Source organism: Kitasatospora sp. NPDC004723, from assembly GCF_040609255.1.
In the GTDB taxonomy this organism is placed as follows: domain Bacteria; phylum Actinomycetota; class Actinomycetes; order Streptomycetales; family Streptomycetaceae; genus Kitasatospora.
The window spans coordinates 1-16,182 of record NZ_JBEXJT010000058.1 but is presented as its reverse complement, the minus strand read 5'-3'; the positions used below and the strand labels follow the sequence as shown (position 1 = coordinate 16,182).

Sequence of the window (16,182 nt, the reverse complement as noted above, 5' to 3'; positions counted from 1 at the left end):
CTGTCCCTCCGCCCGGCCGTCGTGTCGTGTCGCTGTCCGGCAATCATAAGCAGAGTTTGGAGGTACCGATCCAGACCTCGGCCGCACCTATGGTTTACCCGCGAACCGCCCACCTCCGGACGCATCCGGATCACAACCGGTCGCGATCGTTCGCCACCGGTCGCCGTCGGTCGCCGTCGGTCGCCCGTCATCGCTCACGGCCGGACCGTCGGCGGCATCCCCATCGACACCTCGGCCGACGCCACCGGAGCCCCGCCGCGCGCGCTCGGACTGCGCCGGCTGCGCCGCTCGACCCAGTGGGCGAACCAGGAGAGCAGCAGGCACATGCCGATGTAGATCGGCGCGATCACCATCACCACCGGGATGAACGGCAGGTCGTAGTCCAGGTTGGTGGCGATCAGCTTGCCGGCGTGCAGGAACTCCTCATAGGTGATCAGGAAGCCCAGCGAGGTGTCCTTGAGCGCCACCACCAGCTGGCTGATGATCGCCGGCAGCATCGCCCGCGCCGCCTGCGGCACCAGGACGTACGCCATCACCTGGGACTTGCGCATACCCAGCGCGAAGGCCGCCTCCCGCTGGCCCCTGGGCACCGCGACCACCCCGGCCCGGAACACCTCGGCGAGCACCGAGCCGTTGTAGAGCACCAGCCCGGCCACCAGCGCCCAGAGCGGGGCCACCTTGAGGGCCACGAAGATGAAGAAGATCATCACCAGCAGCGGCATCGCCCGGAAGAACTCCACCACCAGGGTGGAGAGCAGGCGCACCACCCGGTGGTCGGAGAGCCGCCCGACCGCGAACAGCGCGCCGAACGGCAGGGCGAACAGCACCGTCCAGCCGAAGGCCTTGAGGGTGTTGGCGAGCCCGCGCAGCAGCAGGTCCTGGACGCCCTCGTACTGGAAGGGCGTCCACTTGGCCGCCGTGAACTGGTGGGTGTGGAAGAGCATGTAGACGATCCAGCCGATCAGCGCCGCGATCGCCAGCAGCGCGATCCCGCCGTACAGCCGGTGCCGGGCGAGTGCCTTCGGGCCGGGGACGTCGTAGAGCGCCGAGGATTCCGCCGTCATCGCGACACCGCCACTCGTCGTTCCAGGAGGTTGAACACGGCGCTGATGGCCAGGGTGATGATCAGGTAGCCGACGGCGATCCAGACGAAGGTCCAGACGATGCTGTAGCCGAGTTCGTTGATGGTCCGGTAGGTGCCGAGCAGTTCGGTGACGCTGAACGAGCCGGCGATCGCGGTGTTCTTCGCCAGCGCGATCATCACACTGCCGATCGGCGCCACCACCGAGCGGTAGGCCTGCGGCAGCACCACCAGCCCCATCGTCTGGCCGAAGGTCATGCCCAGGCTGCGCGCCGCCTCGCCCTGACCGACCGGCACGGTGTTCACGCCCGCGCGCATCGCCTCGCAGACGAAGGCGGAGGTGTAGCAGCCGAGCGCGAGCACCGCGAAGGTGAAGAACGGCAGGGTGATGTCGAACCGCGGCAGGCCCAGCACCACGATGAAGAACAGCAGGGTCAGCGGGGTGTTGCGCAGCAGGGTCACCCAGGTGGTGCCGAACACCCGCAGCGGCCGCACCGGCGAGACCCGGAAGCTCGCCATCAGCACCCCGAGCACCAGCGCGAGCACGGCGCTCACCGCGAACAGCTCCAGGGTGCCGAGGAAACCGTCCCGGTAGGTCGACCAGTTGTCGGTCAGCGTCTTCACAGCCCGGCCCTTCCCTCAGTACCGGTCGATCGGTGGCGGGGCCGGCGCGGGCACCCCGGACAGGCCCAGGGTCGCGTCGTAGGCCTTCTTCCAGTCGCCGTTCTCCTCGTGGTGCGCCAGCGCGTCGTCGAGCGCGCCGCGCAGCACGGTGTCGTCCTTCGGCGTGCCGATCCCGTACGGCTCCTGGGAGAACAGCGGCCCGACCACCTTGAGCTCGTCCGGCACCTTGGCCGCGTAGCCGAGCAGGATGGTGTTGTCCGTGGTGACCGCGTCCGCCTGGGAGGTGATCAGGTTGTCGACGCAGGCCGAGTAGGTGTCGTAGCCGATCAGCTTCGCCTTCGGGTACTGCTTCTGGATCCGCTGGTACGGGGTGGAGCCGGCCGCCGAGCAGACCGTCCTGCCGTCCAGGTCCTGCGGGCCGTTGATGTCCTTGTTGTTCCTGCGCACCAGCAGCGACTGCCCGGCCATGAAGTACGGACCGGCGAAGCCGACCAGCTTCTTGCGGTTGTCGTTGATGGTGTAGGTGCCGACGTAGTAGTCGACCTGGCCGTTCTGCAGCGCGGTCTCGCGGTTGGCGGAGGCGATGGTGCGGAACTCGATCCGGTCCGGGCCGAACCCGAGGTCGGCGGCGACCATCTTGGCGATCTCGATGTCGAAGCCGGAGTACTCGCCGGTGGCCGGGTTCTTCTCGCCCAGATAGGGCTGGTCCTCCTTGGCGCCGACCACCAGGTGGCCGCGGGCGCGGGCCGCCGCCAGGGTCGGCGAACCGCTCGCCGGGGTCCCGGTCGCCACCTGGTAGCTGGGCAGGGCGCTGGGCTGCGGCCCCTTGGGCGGCGGGGTGCCGGCCTTGCCGCAGCCGGACAGCAGCAGAGCGGGCAGCAGGACCGGCAGCAGGACCGTGGCCGCGAGGGTGGTGGGCTTCTGCACGGGGCCGGCCTCAGTGCTTCAGGATCTTGGAGAGGAAGTCCCGGGCGCGCTCGCTGCGCGGGGCGCTGAAGAACTCCTCCGGGGCCCGGTCCTCGACGATCCGTCCGTCCGCCATGAAGACCACCCGGTTGGCGGACGCGCGGGCGAAGCCCATCTCGTGGGTCACCACGATCATCGTCATGCCCTCGTGCGCCAGCTGACGCATCACGTCCAGCACCTCGGTGATCATCTCGGGGTCGAGCGCCGAGGTCGGCTCGTCGAACAGCAGGGCCTTGGGCTCCATCGCCAGCGCCCGGGCGATCGCCACCCGCTGCTGCTGGCCGCCGGACAGCTGGGCCGGGTACTTGTCGGCGTGCGCGGCCAGCCCGACCCGGTCCAGCAGCGCCCGTGACCTGTCGTCGGCCTGCGACCTGCTCCGCCCGCGCACCTTCACCTGCGCCAGTGAGACGTTCTGCAGCACGGTCCGGTGCGCGAACAGGTTGAAGGACTGGAACACCATTCCGACCTCGGCACGCAGCCGGGCCAGCCCCTTGCCCTCCTCGGGCAGGGGCCGGCCGTCGATCAGGATGGTGCCGGACTCGACCGGCTCCAGCCGGTTGATGGCCCGGCAGAGCGTGGACTTGCCGGAGCCGGAGGGGCCGATCACGACCACCACCTCGCCCCGGCCGACGGTCAGCTCGACGTCCTGCAGGACGTGCAGCGAACCGAAGTGCTTGTTGACGCCGCGCAGCTCGATCAGCGGGGCGACGCCGCCCGGCCCGGACGCCGAGAGCGGCCCGGCGTCGGCGCTCACTTCCCGCGCCGCCCCTTCAGCAGCCAGCCGAGCGCCACACCGGCGAGCAGGGTGGCCAGCAGGGCGATCCAGAGTGGGGCGGTCACGGTGAACACCCAGAACTGGATCTTCACCTTGTCGAGGTTGGCGAACAGGAACCAGGCGGCGAGGACGACGATGACGCCGATCCCGATGTAGCGGGTGGGGATGCCGCCGATCTCGCCGCGTTTGGTACCAGAGGAGTCCGAAATCTTAGTCACCCGAGCATTCTGCGGGTACTTGGGCGCATTTGCCCGTATACGCGGCCGGAAGCGGCCCGCACCGGACGGTCTTGTCCTGTGCGGGCCACCACCCGTCACCCTCCGTCAGTGTTCATCGGCGTTCGCCGGTGTTCGCCGGTGTTCGTCAGTGTTCGTCGCGCCAGGAGCGCCAGAGCGCCGCGTACGGACCGCCGGCCGCCACCAGCTCGGGGTGGCTGCCGTACTCGCTGATCCGCCCGTCCTCCACCACCGCGATCACGTCGGCGTCGTGGGCGGTGTGCAGCCGGTGGGCGATCGCGATCACCGTCCGGCCCTCCAGCACCCGGGAGAGCGAGCGCTCCAGGTGCCGGGCGGCCCGCGGGTCCAGCAGCGAGGTGGCCTCGTCCAGCACCAGGGTGTGCGGATCGGCCAGCACCAGCCGGGCCAGCGCCAGCTGCTGGGCCTGCGGCGGCGTCAGCGCGGCGCCGCCGGAGCCGACCTCGGTGTCCAGCCCGGCCTCCAGCGCGTCCACCCACGCCCCGGCGTCCACCGCGTCCAGCGCCCGGCGCAGCTCGGCGTCGTCGGCGTCCGGCGCGGCCAGCCGCAGGTTGTCGCGCAGCGTCCCGACGAAGACGTGGTGCTCCTGGTTGACCAGCGCCACCTCGGCGCGCACCCGCTCGGCCGGCATCCGCGACAGCGCCGCCCCGCCGAGGGTCACGCTGCCCCGGCCGGGGGCGTAGATCCCGGCCAGCAGCCGGCCCAGGGTGGACTTGCCCGCCCCGGACGGGCCGACCAGCGCCACCCGGCTGCCCGGGGCGACGTCCAGGCTGATGCCGTGCAGCACGTCGGCGCCCTCCCGGTAGCCGAAGCGCACGTCCCGCGCCTCGACCTGCCGCCCGCTCGGCCGGACCTCGTGGTCGCCCACGGCCCGCGGCACCTCCTGGACGCCGACCAGCCGGGCCAGCGAGGCCTGGCCGATCTGCAGCTCGTCGTACCAGCGCAGGAGCAGATCGGCCGGCGCCGCCAGGGCCTGGGCGTACAGCACCCCGGTGGTCAGCTGGCCCACGGTGATCCAGCCCCGCAGCGCGAACAGCCCGCCCAGGACCAGCGGACCGAGCACGGCCAGCGTGTACGTCGCGTCGATGGTCGGGAACCAGGCCGAGCGCAGCCAGAGGGTGTACCGCTCCCAGGCGATCCACTCCGTCAGCTTGCGGTCGGTCAGCCGGACCCGCTGCTCGCCGAGCCGCAGCGCCTCGACCGTGCGCCCGGCGTCGACCGTCTCGGCCAGGACGGAGTTCACCGCCGCGTACCCCGCCGACTCGCTGCGGTAGGACTGCGGGGCCCGCCGGAAGTACCAGCGGGAGGAGACCAGCAGCACCGGCACGCCGATCAGCGAGGAGAGCGCCAGCAGCGGCGAGGTCACCACCAGGGCCCCGAGCACCAGCAGCAGCGAGACGACCGCCACGGCCAGCTCCGGCACCGCCTGGCGCACCGACTTGTCCAGCCGGTCGATGTCGGTCGTGCCCCGGGAGACCAGGTCCCCCGTACCGGCCCGCTCCAGGACACCGGTGGGCAGCGCCACCGAACGGACCAGGAAGTCCTCCCGCAGGTCGGCCAGCACCCGCTCGCCGAGCACCGCGCCGCGCAGCCGCGACCACCAGGTGAACGCGGACTGCGCCGCCAGCGCGAGCAGGTACCAGGCCACGGCGACGGTGAGGGTGGACCCGGCGGTGCCGGCGGCCAGTGACTCGACGAGCGTGCCGAGCACCCAGGGGCCGACCAGCCCGGCCACGGTGGCCACCGCGTGCAGCCCGACCACGGCCGAGAAGGCTCCCCGGTGACGCCGGGCCAGCAGTCGCACGTACGCGCGCACGGCGGTGGGCGAGCCGACCGGCAGGGTGGTGGCCGGCCGCTGCTCCTGGTGGGCGGGGGGCTTCATGCGTCACTCCTCGACTCGCTGCGGTGCGCGCCCCTCCGGGCGGCGGTGGTCCTCATGACGGCTCCCCCGCCGGTGCCGGCTCCTCGGCGCGGGTGACCACCGCCCGGTAGGCCGGCTCCGTCTGCATCAGCTCGCGGTGGACGCCGCTCGCCGCGACCCGGCCGCCGCGCACCAGCACCACCCGGTCCGCCTGGTCGAGCAGCAGCGGACTGGTGGCGAAGACCACCGTGGTGCGCCCCTCACGGTTCTTCCGCAGCCCGGCGGCGATCCGGGACTCGGTGTGCGCGTCGACCGCGCTGGTCGGCTCGTCCAGCACCAGCACCGGCGGGTCGGCCAGCAGCGACCGGGCCAGCGCCAGCCGCTGCCGCTGCCCACCGGACAGTGAGCGCCCCCGTTCGGTGATCTCCGCCGCCATCACGTCCTCCCCTCCCGCCGCGTCCGAGGGGGCCCGGGCGCCGTCCGCCAACGCGTCCAGCACGTCCTGCGCGCGGGCCGCGGCGAGCGCCTCCCACGGATCGACCCGGCCGGAGGCCGGAACGTCGAACAGCGCCGCCAGGGTGCCGGAGAGCAGCACCGGTTCCTTGTCGTGCACCAGGACCGCGGCCCGTGCTTCGGCCAGCGGGACGGCGTCCAGCTCGGTGCCGCCGAGGCGGACGGAGGGCTGCGGCCGCCCCTCGTCGCCCAGCGGGACGTGCCCGCCGAGCCGTTCGGCGAGCGCGCCGGCGAAGTCCGGGTCGCCGCAGACCACGGCGGTCAGCTCGCCGGCCCGGGCGGTCAGCCCGGTGAGCGGGTCGAACAGGTCGGAGCGGGCCGGGTCGGCGAGCCGGGCGTCCGCACCGCCCTCGGTGCGGGCCAGCGAGAGCACCCGCACGGCGCGCCCGGCGGAGACCTTGGCCACGCTCCAGGCGTGCGCCGCCTCGCCGAGGATCCGCAGCGGCGCGGCCAGGAACGCGGTGGCGCCGTAGACCGCGACCAGGGTGCCCACCGAGATCCGCCCGTCGGCCGCCAGCCGGACGCCGTACCAGGTGACGCCGACCACGAAGAGGCCGGGCAGCAGCACCTGCTGGGCCTGCATCAGGGACCGGATCCGGGCCGAGCGGACGGCCGCGGCGCGGACCTTCTGGGAGGCGGCCCGGTAGCGGTCGAGGAAGAGCTCCTCACCACCGATGCCGCGCAGCACCCGGAGCCCGGCCACCGTGTCGGCGGCCAGCTCGGTGGCCTTGCCGCCGAGGGCGCGCTGCTCGCCGTAGCGGCGCTCCAGCGGCGCGAGCAGCGGCCAGACCGAGGCGGCGAGCACCGGCACCCCGAGCAGGACGGCCAGACCGAGCGTCGGCTGGACGACGAGCACCGCGGTGCCGGTGGCCAGCCAGACGGCGACCGCGCCGCGCAGCCGGGCGAGGAGTTCGACGTACCAGCCGATCTTCTCGACGTCCCCGCTGCCGACCGCGACGATCTCGCCGGTGGCGATCCGCCGGGACAGCCCGGAGCCGAGGTGGGAGGCCTGACGGGACACCAGCTGACGGACCTGGGTGACGGCGTGGATCCAGTTCCAGACCGACTGGCGGTGCAGCAGCACGGTACCGACCGCGGACACCGCGGCCAGGGCCAGGGCGAGCGCGCCGGCCCGCCACAGGGCGCCGGAGTCCCCGTCGACGACGGCCTGCACACCGAGGCCGACCGGCACCGGAAGGGCGGCCTGACAGCCCATCTCCAGCAGCGCCCAGCAGGTGGCGAGCACCTGGCCGCGCCGCTGGTCGCGCCGGAGCCGGCGCAGGAAGGCGGAGGGGGAGGACAGTTCGGGCCGACCGGGATCGGCCAGGGGGAGGGTTTTGAGCAGCATGACGATCCGTTGCGGGGCGGTGCGGGCGGAGGGTGCGGAGGACGGCCGGTAGGGTCACGGCCGTGGGTTCGTCAAGAGGTCATGGCAGTGAGCCTGCCAACCCGGATGTGATCTGCGCAACAGGTTTTCCAGGCACCCGGCCGACGCCGTAGTGTTGTGCACGCGCCGGTAGCACGCGTCGGAAAATTTCCCCCCGCCGGGAACATTCCCGACCAGCGCCCCGGTTGCCCCATCAGGACCACAGAACCACATGGACGACCAGGAGAGGGCACTCCTTCCGTGAGCAACATTCCCAGCATCACGCTCAACGACGGCACCCGGATCCCCCAGCTCGGCTTCGGGGTCTGGCAGGTGCCGGACGCGGAGGCCACCGCCGCCGTCCGCACCGCGATCGAGGCCGGCTACCGCTCGATCGACACCGCCGCGATCTACGAGAACGAGGCCGGCACCGGCAAGGCGATCGCCGAGGCCCTGGCCGGCGGCGCCGTCGCCCGCGAGGACCTGTACATCACCACCAAGCTGTGGAACTCCGGCACCCGCGACTGGTCCGGCGAGCAGGGCCGCGACGCGGTGCTGCGCGAGTTCGACGCCTCGCTGGACCGGCTCGGCCTGGACTACCTCGACCTCTACCTCATCCACTGGCCGCGTCCGATGCACGGCAGCTACCTCAACGTCTGGAAGGCGCTGGAGCAGCTGAAGGCCGACGGCCGGGTCCGCTCGGTCGGCGTCTCCAACTTCGGCACCGAGCAGCTGACCCGGATCGTCGAGGAGTCCTCGCTCCTGCCGGCGCTGAACCAGGTCGAGCTGCACCCGTACTTCCCGCAGGAGGAGCTGCGCGCCTTCCACGCCCGGCACGGCATCGCCACCGAGGCGTGGAGCCCGCTCGGCCAGGGCAAGGAGCTGCTGTCCGAGCCGGCGCTGGCCCGGATCGCCGACAAGCACGGCCGCACCGTCGCCCAGGTGGTGCTCCGCTGGCACCTGCAGAGCGGTGTCATCGCGATCCCGAAGTCGGTCACCCCGTCGCGGATCAAGGAGAACCTGGACGTCGCCGGCTTCGAGCTGGACGCCGAGGACCTCGCCGCGGTCGCCGGCATCGCCACCGGCACCCGGATCGGCCCGGACCCGCAGGAGTTCGACTGGAGCTGACCCGCCCGGCGGCCCCGGCCGCCCGAGGACCGGTCACCCCGCGCCCGACGCGAAGGCCGCCCTCCCCCGTTCGGGGAGGGCGGCCTTCACCGCGTTGACGGGCGGAGCCCGTCGACGGCCCGGGACCGGCGGGCCCTGATCGGCCGGCGGACGACTGGCGACCGACCGGCGGCCGACTGATGAATCGTTTTGGCTGACAGTCGCGACGTTCCGGCTACAGCCGGGCCGCCTTGGCGATCAGCGCGAGCGCGGCCTCGTGCTCGTCCTCCTCCAGCGGCGCCAGCAGCAGCAGCTGGACCTGGGCGACGCCCGCGGCCGAACGGTGCAGCAGGTCCTGTCCCGCGGGTGAGAGCGAGAGCAGGTTGCGCCGTCCGTCCGAGGGGTCGCGGCGACGCTGGACCAGGCCGCGCCGGACCAGCCGGCTGACCATCTCGGCCATCGTGGCCTTGTCCAGCGACGCCAGCTCGCCCACCGTGCGCTGGTCGGCGCCCGGCTCCAGTTCGAGCGCGTCGAGCACCGCGTACTGCGGCGCCGTCAGCTCCGAACCGACGTGCTCCGACCAGAGCTTGGTGTGCACCTGCTGGCTCACCCGGATCAGGTAGCCGATCGCCCGCTGGGCGTCCAGCATCGGTCGCGCGTCCGTCAGGACGGCGACCTGGGCCGGCTCCAGTCTGGCTATCTTGGCCATCACACGGACGATCTCCAGCTGCTCCTCCGGAGTGAGCGGCTCGAAGAGCGTGCGCTGCACGCGGACCACTCCGCCGGTGGCCTCACGGACAGCCTGGGCCCCGCTCTGCGAGAGAGCGAGCAACTTGCGCCGGCCGTCGGCCGGGTCTCGGCGCCGCAGCACCAGGCCGCGCCGGACCAGCCGGGCGACCATCTCGGCCATCGTGGCCTTGTCGAGCGAGGCACGCTCTCCCACCGTGCGCTGGTCGGCGCCCGGTTCGAGGGCGAGGACCAGCAGGACCGCGAACTGCGGAGCCGTGAGATCGGCTCCGACGTGTTCGGACCACAGACGGGTGTGGACCTGCTGTGCAACGCGGATGAGGTGTCCGGGCGACTGCTGCAGTCGCGCGGACACGCGGGTCGTCGGGATCTCCCCCAGCACCATGTATCCGTCCCGATGTCACACCCGGTGTGTGTGGGACACCCGGGTGGGGCAGTAACGGCGAGTGGGCGTCCCGCTGTTCGGGAGGGCGCTCCAGCCGTGCAGCCGGTGGCTGCTGGCGGACACTATACAAACGGCGGGCCCTCGCTGGCAGGCAGGGGCGGATAGTAGACGCAGGTTCGGCAACATTGGCATATTTACTCGCCGCGCCGACCCGCCGGTAACCCGTTCGCAGGAGAAAGCCGACCGGTCGGTCCTTACCCACGGTCACCTGCGCCTTCACCCTGGCCGAGCCCCCTACCCGCCGGTAGGGTGTGGCCACCGGGGCGGATCGGGCCTGCGGGGCGGCCCGGTGGAACCCGGATGCTCCCGAGCGGTTCCTGGGAGTTTCCTGGGTTCCCGGGCCCGCACCCGGCCGTCCGGCGGGCCGACTCCGGAGCGCGACCGGCGCCGACCGGGTGGGCTGCGAACCCTGGCCACCTGCAACTGACCTGCAACAACGCCCGATTACTCCGAGAGAGACGAGACCGAGCATGACCGAGCAGACCACCACCCCCCGGGTCGCCGTCGTCACCGGCGCCGCGCGCGGACTGGGTGCCGCCACCGCCGAGCGACTGGCCGCCGACGGCTACGCGGTGGCCGTCCTCGACCTGGAGGAGTCGGCCGGCCGGGAGACCGTCGAGCGCATCACCGCCGCCGGCGGCCGCGCCCTCGCCGTCGGCGCCGACGTCTCGGACGCCGGCCAGGTCCAGGCCGCCGTCGAGCGGATCGCCGCCGAACTCGGCGCGCCGGTCGTGCTCGTCAACAACGCGGGCGTGCTGCGCGACAACCTGATCTTCAAGATGACCGAGTCGGACTGGGACACGGTCATGAACGTGCACCTGCGCGGCGCGTTCCTGATGACCCGGGCGGTCCAGAAGTACATGGTGGACGCCGGTTTCGGACGGATCGTCAACCTGTCGTCGTCCTCCGCCCAGGGCAACCGCGGCCAGGCCAACTACTCGGCCGCCAAGGCCGGTCTGCAGGGCTTCACCAAGACCCTGGCCATCGAGCTCGGCAAGTTCGGCATCACCGCCAACGCGGTCGCGCCCGGCTTCATCGCCACCGACATGACCGCCGCCACGGCCGCCCGGGTCGGCATGGACTTCGAGGACTTCAAGGCCGCCGCCGCCACCCAGATCCCGGTCCAGCGGGTCGGCGTGCCGCAGGACGTGGCCAACGCCATCGCGTTCTTCGCCTCGGAGGGCGCCGGCTTCGTCTCCGGACAGGTCCTCTACGTGGCCGGCGGCCCCCTCGACTGAGCCACCGGACCTACACAGGGTTACCACGGGGTGGGAACCGGGGCGTCCGGTCTCCCGCCCCGTTCTTTTTGCCCGAACTTGGGGAAAAGCACACGAACCCCTTACGGGCATTCGATCCGAAAACGCCGTTGGATCGTCCTGAAACAGACCTTGGCCGATCGGAGAACGGCTTTGCCGGGGAATTCCGAATGGAACAGGGAATCACGCTGCGTCGCTGGGTAGGTTCACCGCCGTGCAAGCGCCGCGTGAACAGCCTGGCCGCCCCGAGCCCCTGACCACCCGCCCCGAGCACCCGACCGTCCGCCGCGAGCGCCCGCGCGCCACCCGCCCCGAGCACCCGCGCGCCCCCCGCCGAGGGTCCGCCCGCCCGCCCCTCGGCCGCCGGCAGACCGCCCTGCTGGGCCTCGCCGCGCTCGGCTACCTGCTGGTCGCCGTCGCCGTCCTGCTGGACACCTCGCTGGTCGACCTCGACTGGAAGATACGCCTGTACCGGCCCGAGGAGCACTGGCCCGGCCTGCAGCCGCTGCTCGACACCTGGGTGGTGGCCGGCCAGCGCGGCCCCTCCGCCCTCGCCGCCTTCGCCTGGCTCGGCTGGCGCGCCCGCCGGCTGGGCCGGATCCGGCCGCTGCTGGTGATGGGCGCCGCCCTGCTGCTGCTGAACCTCACGGTCGGCGGAGTCAAGATCGTCACCGGCCGGCTCGGCCCCCACTACGCCCGGTACGTCGGCTCCCCCGAGCTCTTCTCCGGCGGCACCATCTTCCCCTCCGGCCACACCGCGAACGCCGTGGTCACCTGGGGCGTGCTCGCCTACCTGGCGGTCCGCTGGCGGCGCCTCGGCGCGCTGCTGGCGGGCGCCACCGCCTGGTCGGTCGGCCTCACCACCGTCTACCTGGGCACCCACTGGGTCACCGACGTGCTGGCCGGCTGGGCCGCCGGGCTGCTCGTCCTGCTCTCGCTCCCGCTGCTGGAACCGCTGGTGCTGGCCGCCGAACGCCGGCTCACCCGGCGCCGGCGGGCGGCCGGGACCGGGCTCACCCCTCCCAGCTGCGTACCACCAGCCCGTCGCGCACCGCGAGGTTGAGCCGCCCCTCCCGGTAGTCCATGGTCATCGCCGCCCCCTGCGGCAGCACTCGCACCGAGGCCCAGCCGTGCCGGCGGGCCAGCTCCTCGGCCCGCTCGACCCGCAGCCCCGCGTAACCCTCCGCGTCCGTGTCCGTCATCGCCCCTCCCCGGCTCGCCCAGCGGACGTACGCTGGAATCGTAGACCGTCCGTACGGAACCGGCCGCACGGACCGGGGGGACCGGCAGCACCGGGAGGTGACCGCGGATGCCCGCCACCACCCCGCGACGATGGCGCAGCGGCACCGAGCCCGCCACCGCCCGCAGCGACCTCAAGCTGCGCTACCTGCTCTCGCTGACCTTCACCCCGCTGTTCGCGCTGGCCACCGGGGCCTTCGCGTTCTGGGCCGCGAACGCCCCCGCGTTCGGGGCGCCGAGCCGGGGCACCCTCACCGGCTTCGCCGTGGCCTGCGGAATCCTCACCCTGTTCGCCGTCGTCGATCTCGTCGTCGTCATCCGGCGCCGCCGGACCGAGCTCTGACGCGGTGTCTCCCGCGGGGCGGGAAGCCGGTCCCGGCCTCCCACCCCCCGAACGGATCCCCCCCCCCGCACGGACTCAGCGGTTGCTGACCGCCTGCTTGACCAGCGTCCGGCCGAAGTCCCACATCAGGCCGCTCCCCCGGTGCGCGTCCTCCATCACCTCGGTGAAGGCCGCCATGAACCGGTCCACGTCCCGCTCGGTGATGATCAGCGGCGGGATCAGCTTGATCACCTCCAGGTGGTCCCCGGACACCTGGGTGAGGATCCGGTGCCGCTGCAGCAGCGGGACGACCACCATCTGGGCGAACAGGCCCTTGCGGGCCGCCTGCAGCGCCGTCCATCCGGTCCGCAGCTTCAGCGACTTCGGCCGGCCGAACTCGATGCCGATCATCAGCCCGCGCCCGCGCACCTCGGCGAGCAGCTCGTAGCGGTCGACCAGTTCGGTGAGCCGCTCCCGGAAGTGGTCGCCCACCTTGCGGGCGTTCTCCACCACCCGCTCGTCCCGGAGGACCTCCAGGGTCGCCAGGCCGGCCGCCATCGCCTGGGCGTTGGAGCCGAAGCTGGCGGAGTGCACCAGCACCCGGTCCATCGAGGAGTACACCTTCTCGAAGATCCAGCCCTTGCCGAGGGTCGCCCCGACCGGCACGTAGCCGCCGGAGAGCGCCTTGGCCGCGCAGACCAGGTCCGGCAGCACGCCGTCCTCGTGCTGGTAGGCGAAGAAGTCGCCGGTGCGCCCGATGCCGGTCTGCACCTCGTCGCAGATCAGCAGGGCCTTGTGCTCGTGCAGCAGCTCCTGCGCGGCCCGCAGCCAGCCGGGCGGGGCCGCCTGCACGCCCTTGCCCTGGATCGGCTCGACGATCAGCGCCGCGACGTCGCCGCGCTTCAGCTCCTTGGCCAGGGCCGCCAGGTCGCCGAGCGGGATCGCGGTGTCCGGCAGCAGCGGGTCGAAGCCCTTGCGGAACCCGCTCTCGCCGTTCACCGAGAGCGATCCGGTGGTCAGCCCGTGGAAGGCGTGGTCGGCGTAGAGGATCCGCTTGCGGCCGGTGGCGTACCGGGCGAACTTGAGTGCGGTCTCCACCGCCTCGGTGCCGCTGTTGCCGAAGAACACCCGGTCCAGTCCGGGCGCGTACGACAGCAGGCGTTCGGCGAGCAGGCCGGGCAGCGGCGAGCAGTCGAAGCGCACCAGGTCCGGCAGGTCGAGGTCCATCACCTGCTGGACGGCCGAGCGGACCACGGGGTGGTGGCGGCCCAGCGCGAAGATGCCGAAGCCGGCCAGCATGTCGAGGTACTCGTTGCCCTCGGCGTCGTAGAAGTACTGCCCGCGGGCCCGTTCGTAGTACTTGTCAAAGCCGATGGTGTGCAGCATCCGGGTCAGCTGCGGGTTCAGGTAGCGGCTCTGCAGCTCGTACCGCTCGCCGCCGCGTTCGGCGAGCAGGGCGGCCAGGTCGAAGCCGCCCGGACGGTCGAGGCGGTCGGTGCTGTCGGGGTCAGCCGGCATGGTGCTGGTTCGCTCCTCGGTTCGGAAGTCCCCGGTCCGGTAGTCCTCGGGCCGGTAGCAGGTGCTTGGCGAAGGCGGCGGTCTGGGCGGCGACCCCGGTGCCGGTCAGCCCGGCCTCCTCCAGGATCTCGCCGCGCGCGGCGTGCCCGAGGAACTCCTGCGGCAGACCCAGCACCCGCACCGGGACGTCCACGTCCGCGTCGCGCAGCGCCAGCGCGATCGCCGCGCCGACGCCACCGACCCGGCCGTTGTCCTCCACGGTGACCACCAGCCGGTGCCCGGCGGCGAGCGCGGGCAGCGCCGGATCGACCGGCTTGACCCAGCGAGGGTCGACCACGGTCGCGGTGAAGCCCTCGGCGAGCAGCAGCCGGGCCGCGTCCAGCGCGGCGCCGGCCATGGTGCCGACGGCGATCAGCAGGATCTCCGGCAGCTCCCCGGTGCGCAGCAGGACGTCCACGCCGCCGGTCCGCTCGACGGCGGGCACGGCCGGGCCGACGGTGCCCTTGGGGAAGCGGAGCACGGTCGGGGCGTCGTCGACCTCGACGGCCTCGCGCAGCTGGGCGCGCAGCTGGTCGGCGTCGCGCGGGGCGGCGAGCCGCAGGCCGGGGACGACCTGCAGGATCGACAGGTCCCACATGCCGTTGTGCGAGGCGCCGTCGTTGCCGGTGACGCCGGAGCGGTCCAGCACGAAGGTGACGCCCAGCCCGTGCAGGGCGACGTCCATCAGCACCTGGTCGAAGGCCCGGTTGAGGAAGGTCGCGTAGACCGCCACCACCGGGTGCAGCCCGCCGGTGGCCAGGCCCGCCGCGCTGGTGACGGCGTGCTGCTCGGCGATGCCGACGTCGAAGGTCCGCTCCGGGAAGGCCTTGGCGAACGGGGCCAGGCCGACCGGCTGGAGCATCGCCGCGGTGATCGCCACCAGGTCCGGCCGCTCGGCGCCGAGGGCCAGCAGCTCGTCGCCGAACACCGAGGTCCAGGAGACGCCGCCGCTGGGCGAGATCGGCAGGCAGGTGTACGGGTCGATCGGGTTGACGGCGTGGAAGCGGTCGGCCTCGTCCTGCTCGGCGGGCCGGTAGCCGCGGCCCTTGACGGTGAGGCAGTGCACGATGACCGGGCCGCCGAAGCCGCGGGCCTTGGTGAGCGCGGACTCCAGGGCGGTGAGGTCGTGGCCGTCGATCGGGCCGAGGTACTTGAGACCGAGGTCCTCGAACATGCCCTGCGGGGCGAAGGCGTCCTTGAAGCCCTTCTTGGCGCCGTGCAGCGCGTCGAAGATCGGCTGGCCGACCACGGGGGTGCGCTGCAGCGCGTCCTTGCCCCAGGAGAGGAAGCGCTCGTAGCCCTGGGTGGTGCGCAGCGCGGCGAGGTGGTTGGCGAGTCCGCCGATGGTGCGGGCGTAGGAGCGCTCGTTGTCGTTGACGACGATGACGAGCGGGCGGTCCTTGGCGGCGGCGATGTTGTTGAGCGCCTCCCAGGCGAGGCCCCCGGTGAGCGCGCCGTCGCCGATGACGGCCACCACCGGGTCGTCGCGGCCGAGCAGCTGGTTGGCCTTGGCCAGGCCGTCGGCGTAGGAGAGCGCGGTGGAGGCGTGCGAGTTCTCGACGAGGTCGTGCTCGGACTCGGCGCGCGAGGGGTAGCCGGACAGGCCGCCCCTGGCACGCAGCCGGGAGAAGTCCTGGCGGCCGGTGAGCAGTTTGTGGACGTAGCTCTGGTGGCCGGTGTCCCAGACGATCCGGTCGCGCGGGGAGTCGAAGACCCGGTGCAGGGCGATGGTCAGTTCGACGACGCCGAGGTTGGGGCCGAGGTGGCCGCCGGTGCGGGTGACGGCGTCGATCAGGAAGTCGCGGATCTCGTCGGCGAGCCGGGGCAGCTCGGCGGCCGGGAGGGTTCGCAGGTCCGCCGGGGATGTGACGCCGGAGAGCAGTGACATGGCTTTCACCTCACGACTCGAGAGCGGTGCGCTGGTGCCCCGCCGTGGCCGTGCCGCGCGGGGTGGCCCGGCCCGGGTCGGCGGGCCGGGCCGGCGGGGGGGGCCGGCGGGGGGGCCAAACCGCGTGTTAACGCCCAAATGGGTTGCCGGTGGGGGGGGGGCCCAAGTTAGTTTCCCGGTT

General features: G+C 72.7%; 15 protein-coding genes. 4 read left to right on the top strand and 11 right to left on the bottom strand.

Annotated elements, in window-relative coordinates; genetic code table 11:
* Positions 1 to 194: 194 nt before the first annotated feature.
* The 7 genes from ABZW10_RS34490 to ABZW10_RS34460 all read right to left on the bottom strand — a co-directional run bounded on the left by ABZW10_RS34490 (position 195) and on the right by ABZW10_RS34460 (position 7,422).
* Entirely contained in the window at positions 195 to 1,064 is an 870-nt protein-coding gene (locus ABZW10_RS34490) for an amino acid ABC transporter permease (RefSeq protein WP_355374221.1), read from the bottom strand.
* On the bottom strand, positions 1,061 to 1,705 hold the full coding sequence (locus ABZW10_RS34485; protein ID WP_355374219.1) for an amino acid ABC transporter permease: 645 nt from the start codon (positions 1,703 to 1,705) through the stop codon (positions 1,061 to 1,063). Before ABZW10_RS34485 ends, ABZW10_RS34490 begins: the two co-directional genes overlap by 4 nt.
* Positions 1,706 to 1,720: 15 nt before the next feature.
* Positions 1,721 to 2,599 (bottom strand): glutamate ABC transporter substrate-binding protein, encoded by an 879-nt coding sequence (locus tag ABZW10_RS34480; protein ID WP_355374286.1) that lies wholly within the window; start codon positions 2,597 to 2,599, stop codon positions 1,721 to 1,723.
* Between the two features lie 43 nt (positions 2,600 to 2,642).
* Complete coding sequence (locus ABZW10_RS34475) at positions 2,643 to 3,371, bottom strand: amino acid ABC transporter ATP-binding protein (protein ID WP_355374283.1); 729 nt, start codon at positions 3,369 to 3,371, stop codon at positions 2,643 to 2,645.
* A 50-nt stretch (positions 3,372 to 3,421) separates the two neighbouring features.
* Positions 3,422 to 3,664 carry a LapA family protein gene (locus ABZW10_RS34470; protein ID WP_355374216.1) on the bottom strand — a complete coding sequence of 81 codons (243 nt, stop codon included), beginning with the start codon at positions 3,662 to 3,664 and terminating at the stop codon, positions 3,422 to 3,424.
* Positions 3,665 to 3,809: 145 nt separating this feature from the next.
* Positions 3,810 to 5,582 carry an ABC transporter ATP-binding protein gene (locus ABZW10_RS34465; protein WP_355374214.1) on the bottom strand — a complete coding sequence of 591 codons (1,773 nt, stop codon included), beginning with the start codon at positions 5,580 to 5,582 and terminating at the stop codon, positions 3,810 to 3,812.
* 52 nt (positions 5,583 to 5,634) lie between these two features.
* Positions 5,635 to 7,422, bottom strand: a complete 1,788-nt coding sequence (locus tag ABZW10_RS34460) for an ABC transporter ATP-binding protein (protein WP_355374211.1) — start codon at positions 7,420 to 7,422, stop codon at positions 5,635 to 5,637.
* Between the two features lie 279 nt (positions 7,423 to 7,701).
* Between ABZW10_RS34460 and ABZW10_RS34455 the strand changes: the two genes are divergently transcribed.
* On the top strand, positions 7,702 to 8,568 hold the full coding sequence (locus tag ABZW10_RS34455; protein WP_355374208.1) for an aldo/keto reductase: 867 nt from the start codon (positions 7,702 to 7,704) through the stop codon (positions 8,566 to 8,568).
* Positions 8,569 to 8,782: 214 nt separating this feature from the next.
* Here the strand turns inward: ABZW10_RS34455 and ABZW10_RS34450 are convergent, their stop codons facing one another.
* Positions 8,783 to 9,649, bottom strand: a complete 867-nt coding sequence (locus ABZW10_RS34450) for a MarR family winged helix-turn-helix transcriptional regulator (protein ID WP_355374205.1) — start codon at positions 9,647 to 9,649, stop codon at positions 8,783 to 8,785.
* A 560-nt stretch (positions 9,650 to 10,209) separates the two neighbouring features.
* On the opposite strand from ABZW10_RS34450, the gene fabG reads away from it, so the two are divergent.
* Together fabG and ABZW10_RS34440 are read left to right on the top strand one after the other, a co-directional pair.
* Positions 10,210 to 10,977, top strand: coding sequence for a 3-oxoacyl-ACP reductase FabG (gene fabG, locus ABZW10_RS34445; RefSeq protein WP_355374202.1), 768 nt, complete (start codon positions 10,210 to 10,212; stop codon positions 10,975 to 10,977).
* A gap of 232 nt (positions 10,978 to 11,209) precedes the next feature.
* Positions 11,210 to 12,058, top strand: coding sequence for a phosphatase PAP2 family protein (locus ABZW10_RS34440; RefSeq protein WP_355374199.1), 849 nt, complete (start codon positions 11,210 to 11,212; stop codon positions 12,056 to 12,058).
* Here ABZW10_RS34440 and ABZW10_RS34435 read toward each other — a convergent pair.
* Positions 12,009 to 12,197, bottom strand: coding sequence for an I78 family peptidase inhibitor (locus ABZW10_RS34435; protein WP_355374197.1), 189 nt, complete (start codon positions 12,195 to 12,197; stop codon positions 12,009 to 12,011). The genes ABZW10_RS34440 and ABZW10_RS34435 overlap by 50 nt on opposite strands.
* Positions 12,198 to 12,304: 107 nt before the next feature.
* Between ABZW10_RS34435 and ABZW10_RS34430 the strand changes: the two genes are divergently transcribed.
* Positions 12,305 to 12,577 carry a DUF6343 family protein gene (locus ABZW10_RS34430; protein ID WP_355374194.1) on the top strand — a complete coding sequence of 91 codons (273 nt, stop codon included), beginning with the start codon at positions 12,305 to 12,307 and terminating at the stop codon, positions 12,575 to 12,577.
* A gap of 75 nt (positions 12,578 to 12,652) precedes the next feature.
* Here the strand turns inward: ABZW10_RS34430 and ABZW10_RS34425 are convergent, their stop codons facing one another.
* Together ABZW10_RS34425 and dxs are read right to left on the bottom strand one after the other, a co-directional pair.
* Positions 12,653 to 14,074 carry an aspartate aminotransferase family protein gene (locus ABZW10_RS34425; RefSeq protein ID WP_355374191.1) on the bottom strand — a complete coding sequence of 474 codons (1,422 nt, stop codon included), beginning with the start codon at positions 14,072 to 14,074 and terminating at the stop codon, positions 12,653 to 12,655.
* Positions 14,064 to 16,001, bottom strand: coding sequence for a 1-deoxy-D-xylulose-5-phosphate synthase (gene dxs / locus ABZW10_RS34420; RefSeq protein ID WP_355374188.1), 1,938 nt, complete (start codon positions 15,999 to 16,001; stop codon positions 14,064 to 14,066). The genes ABZW10_RS34425 and dxs overlap by 11 nt, the downstream gene beginning before the upstream one ends.
* Between the last annotated feature and the right edge of the window lie 181 nt (positions 16,002 to 16,182).

Excerpts from the sequence above, each read along its gene's own strand:
- ABZW10_RS34490 (WP_355374221.1), bottom strand. The coding sequence starts at position 1,064 with ATGACGGCGGAATCCTCGGCGCTCTACGACGTCCCCGGCCCGAAGGCA.
- ABZW10_RS34465 (WP_355374214.1), bottom strand. The coding sequence starts at position 5,582 with ATGAAGCCCCCCGCCCACCAGGAGCAGCGGCCGGCCACCACCCTGCCG.
- ABZW10_RS34460 (WP_355374211.1), bottom strand. The coding sequence starts at position 7,422 with ATGCTGCTCAAAACCCTCCCCCTGGCCGATCCCGGTCGGCCCGAACTG.
- fabG (WP_355374202.1), top strand. The coding sequence starts at position 10,210 with ATGACCGAGCAGACCACCACCCCCCGGGTCGCCGTCGTCACCGGCGCC.
- ABZW10_RS34435 (WP_355374197.1), bottom strand. The coding sequence starts at position 12,197 with ATGACGGACACGGACGCGGAGGGTTACGCGGGGCTGCGGGTCGAGCGG.
- ABZW10_RS34430 (WP_355374194.1), top strand. The coding sequence starts at position 12,305 with ATGCCCGCCACCACCCCGCGACGATGGCGCAGCGGCACCGAGCCCGCC.
- ABZW10_RS34425 (WP_355374191.1), bottom strand. The coding sequence starts at position 14,074 with ATGCCGGCTGACCCCGACAGCACCGACCGCCTCGACCGTCCGGGCGGC.
- dxs (WP_355374188.1), bottom strand. The coding sequence starts at position 16,001 with ATGTCACTGCTCTCCGGCGTCACATCCCCGGCGGACCTGCGAACCCTC.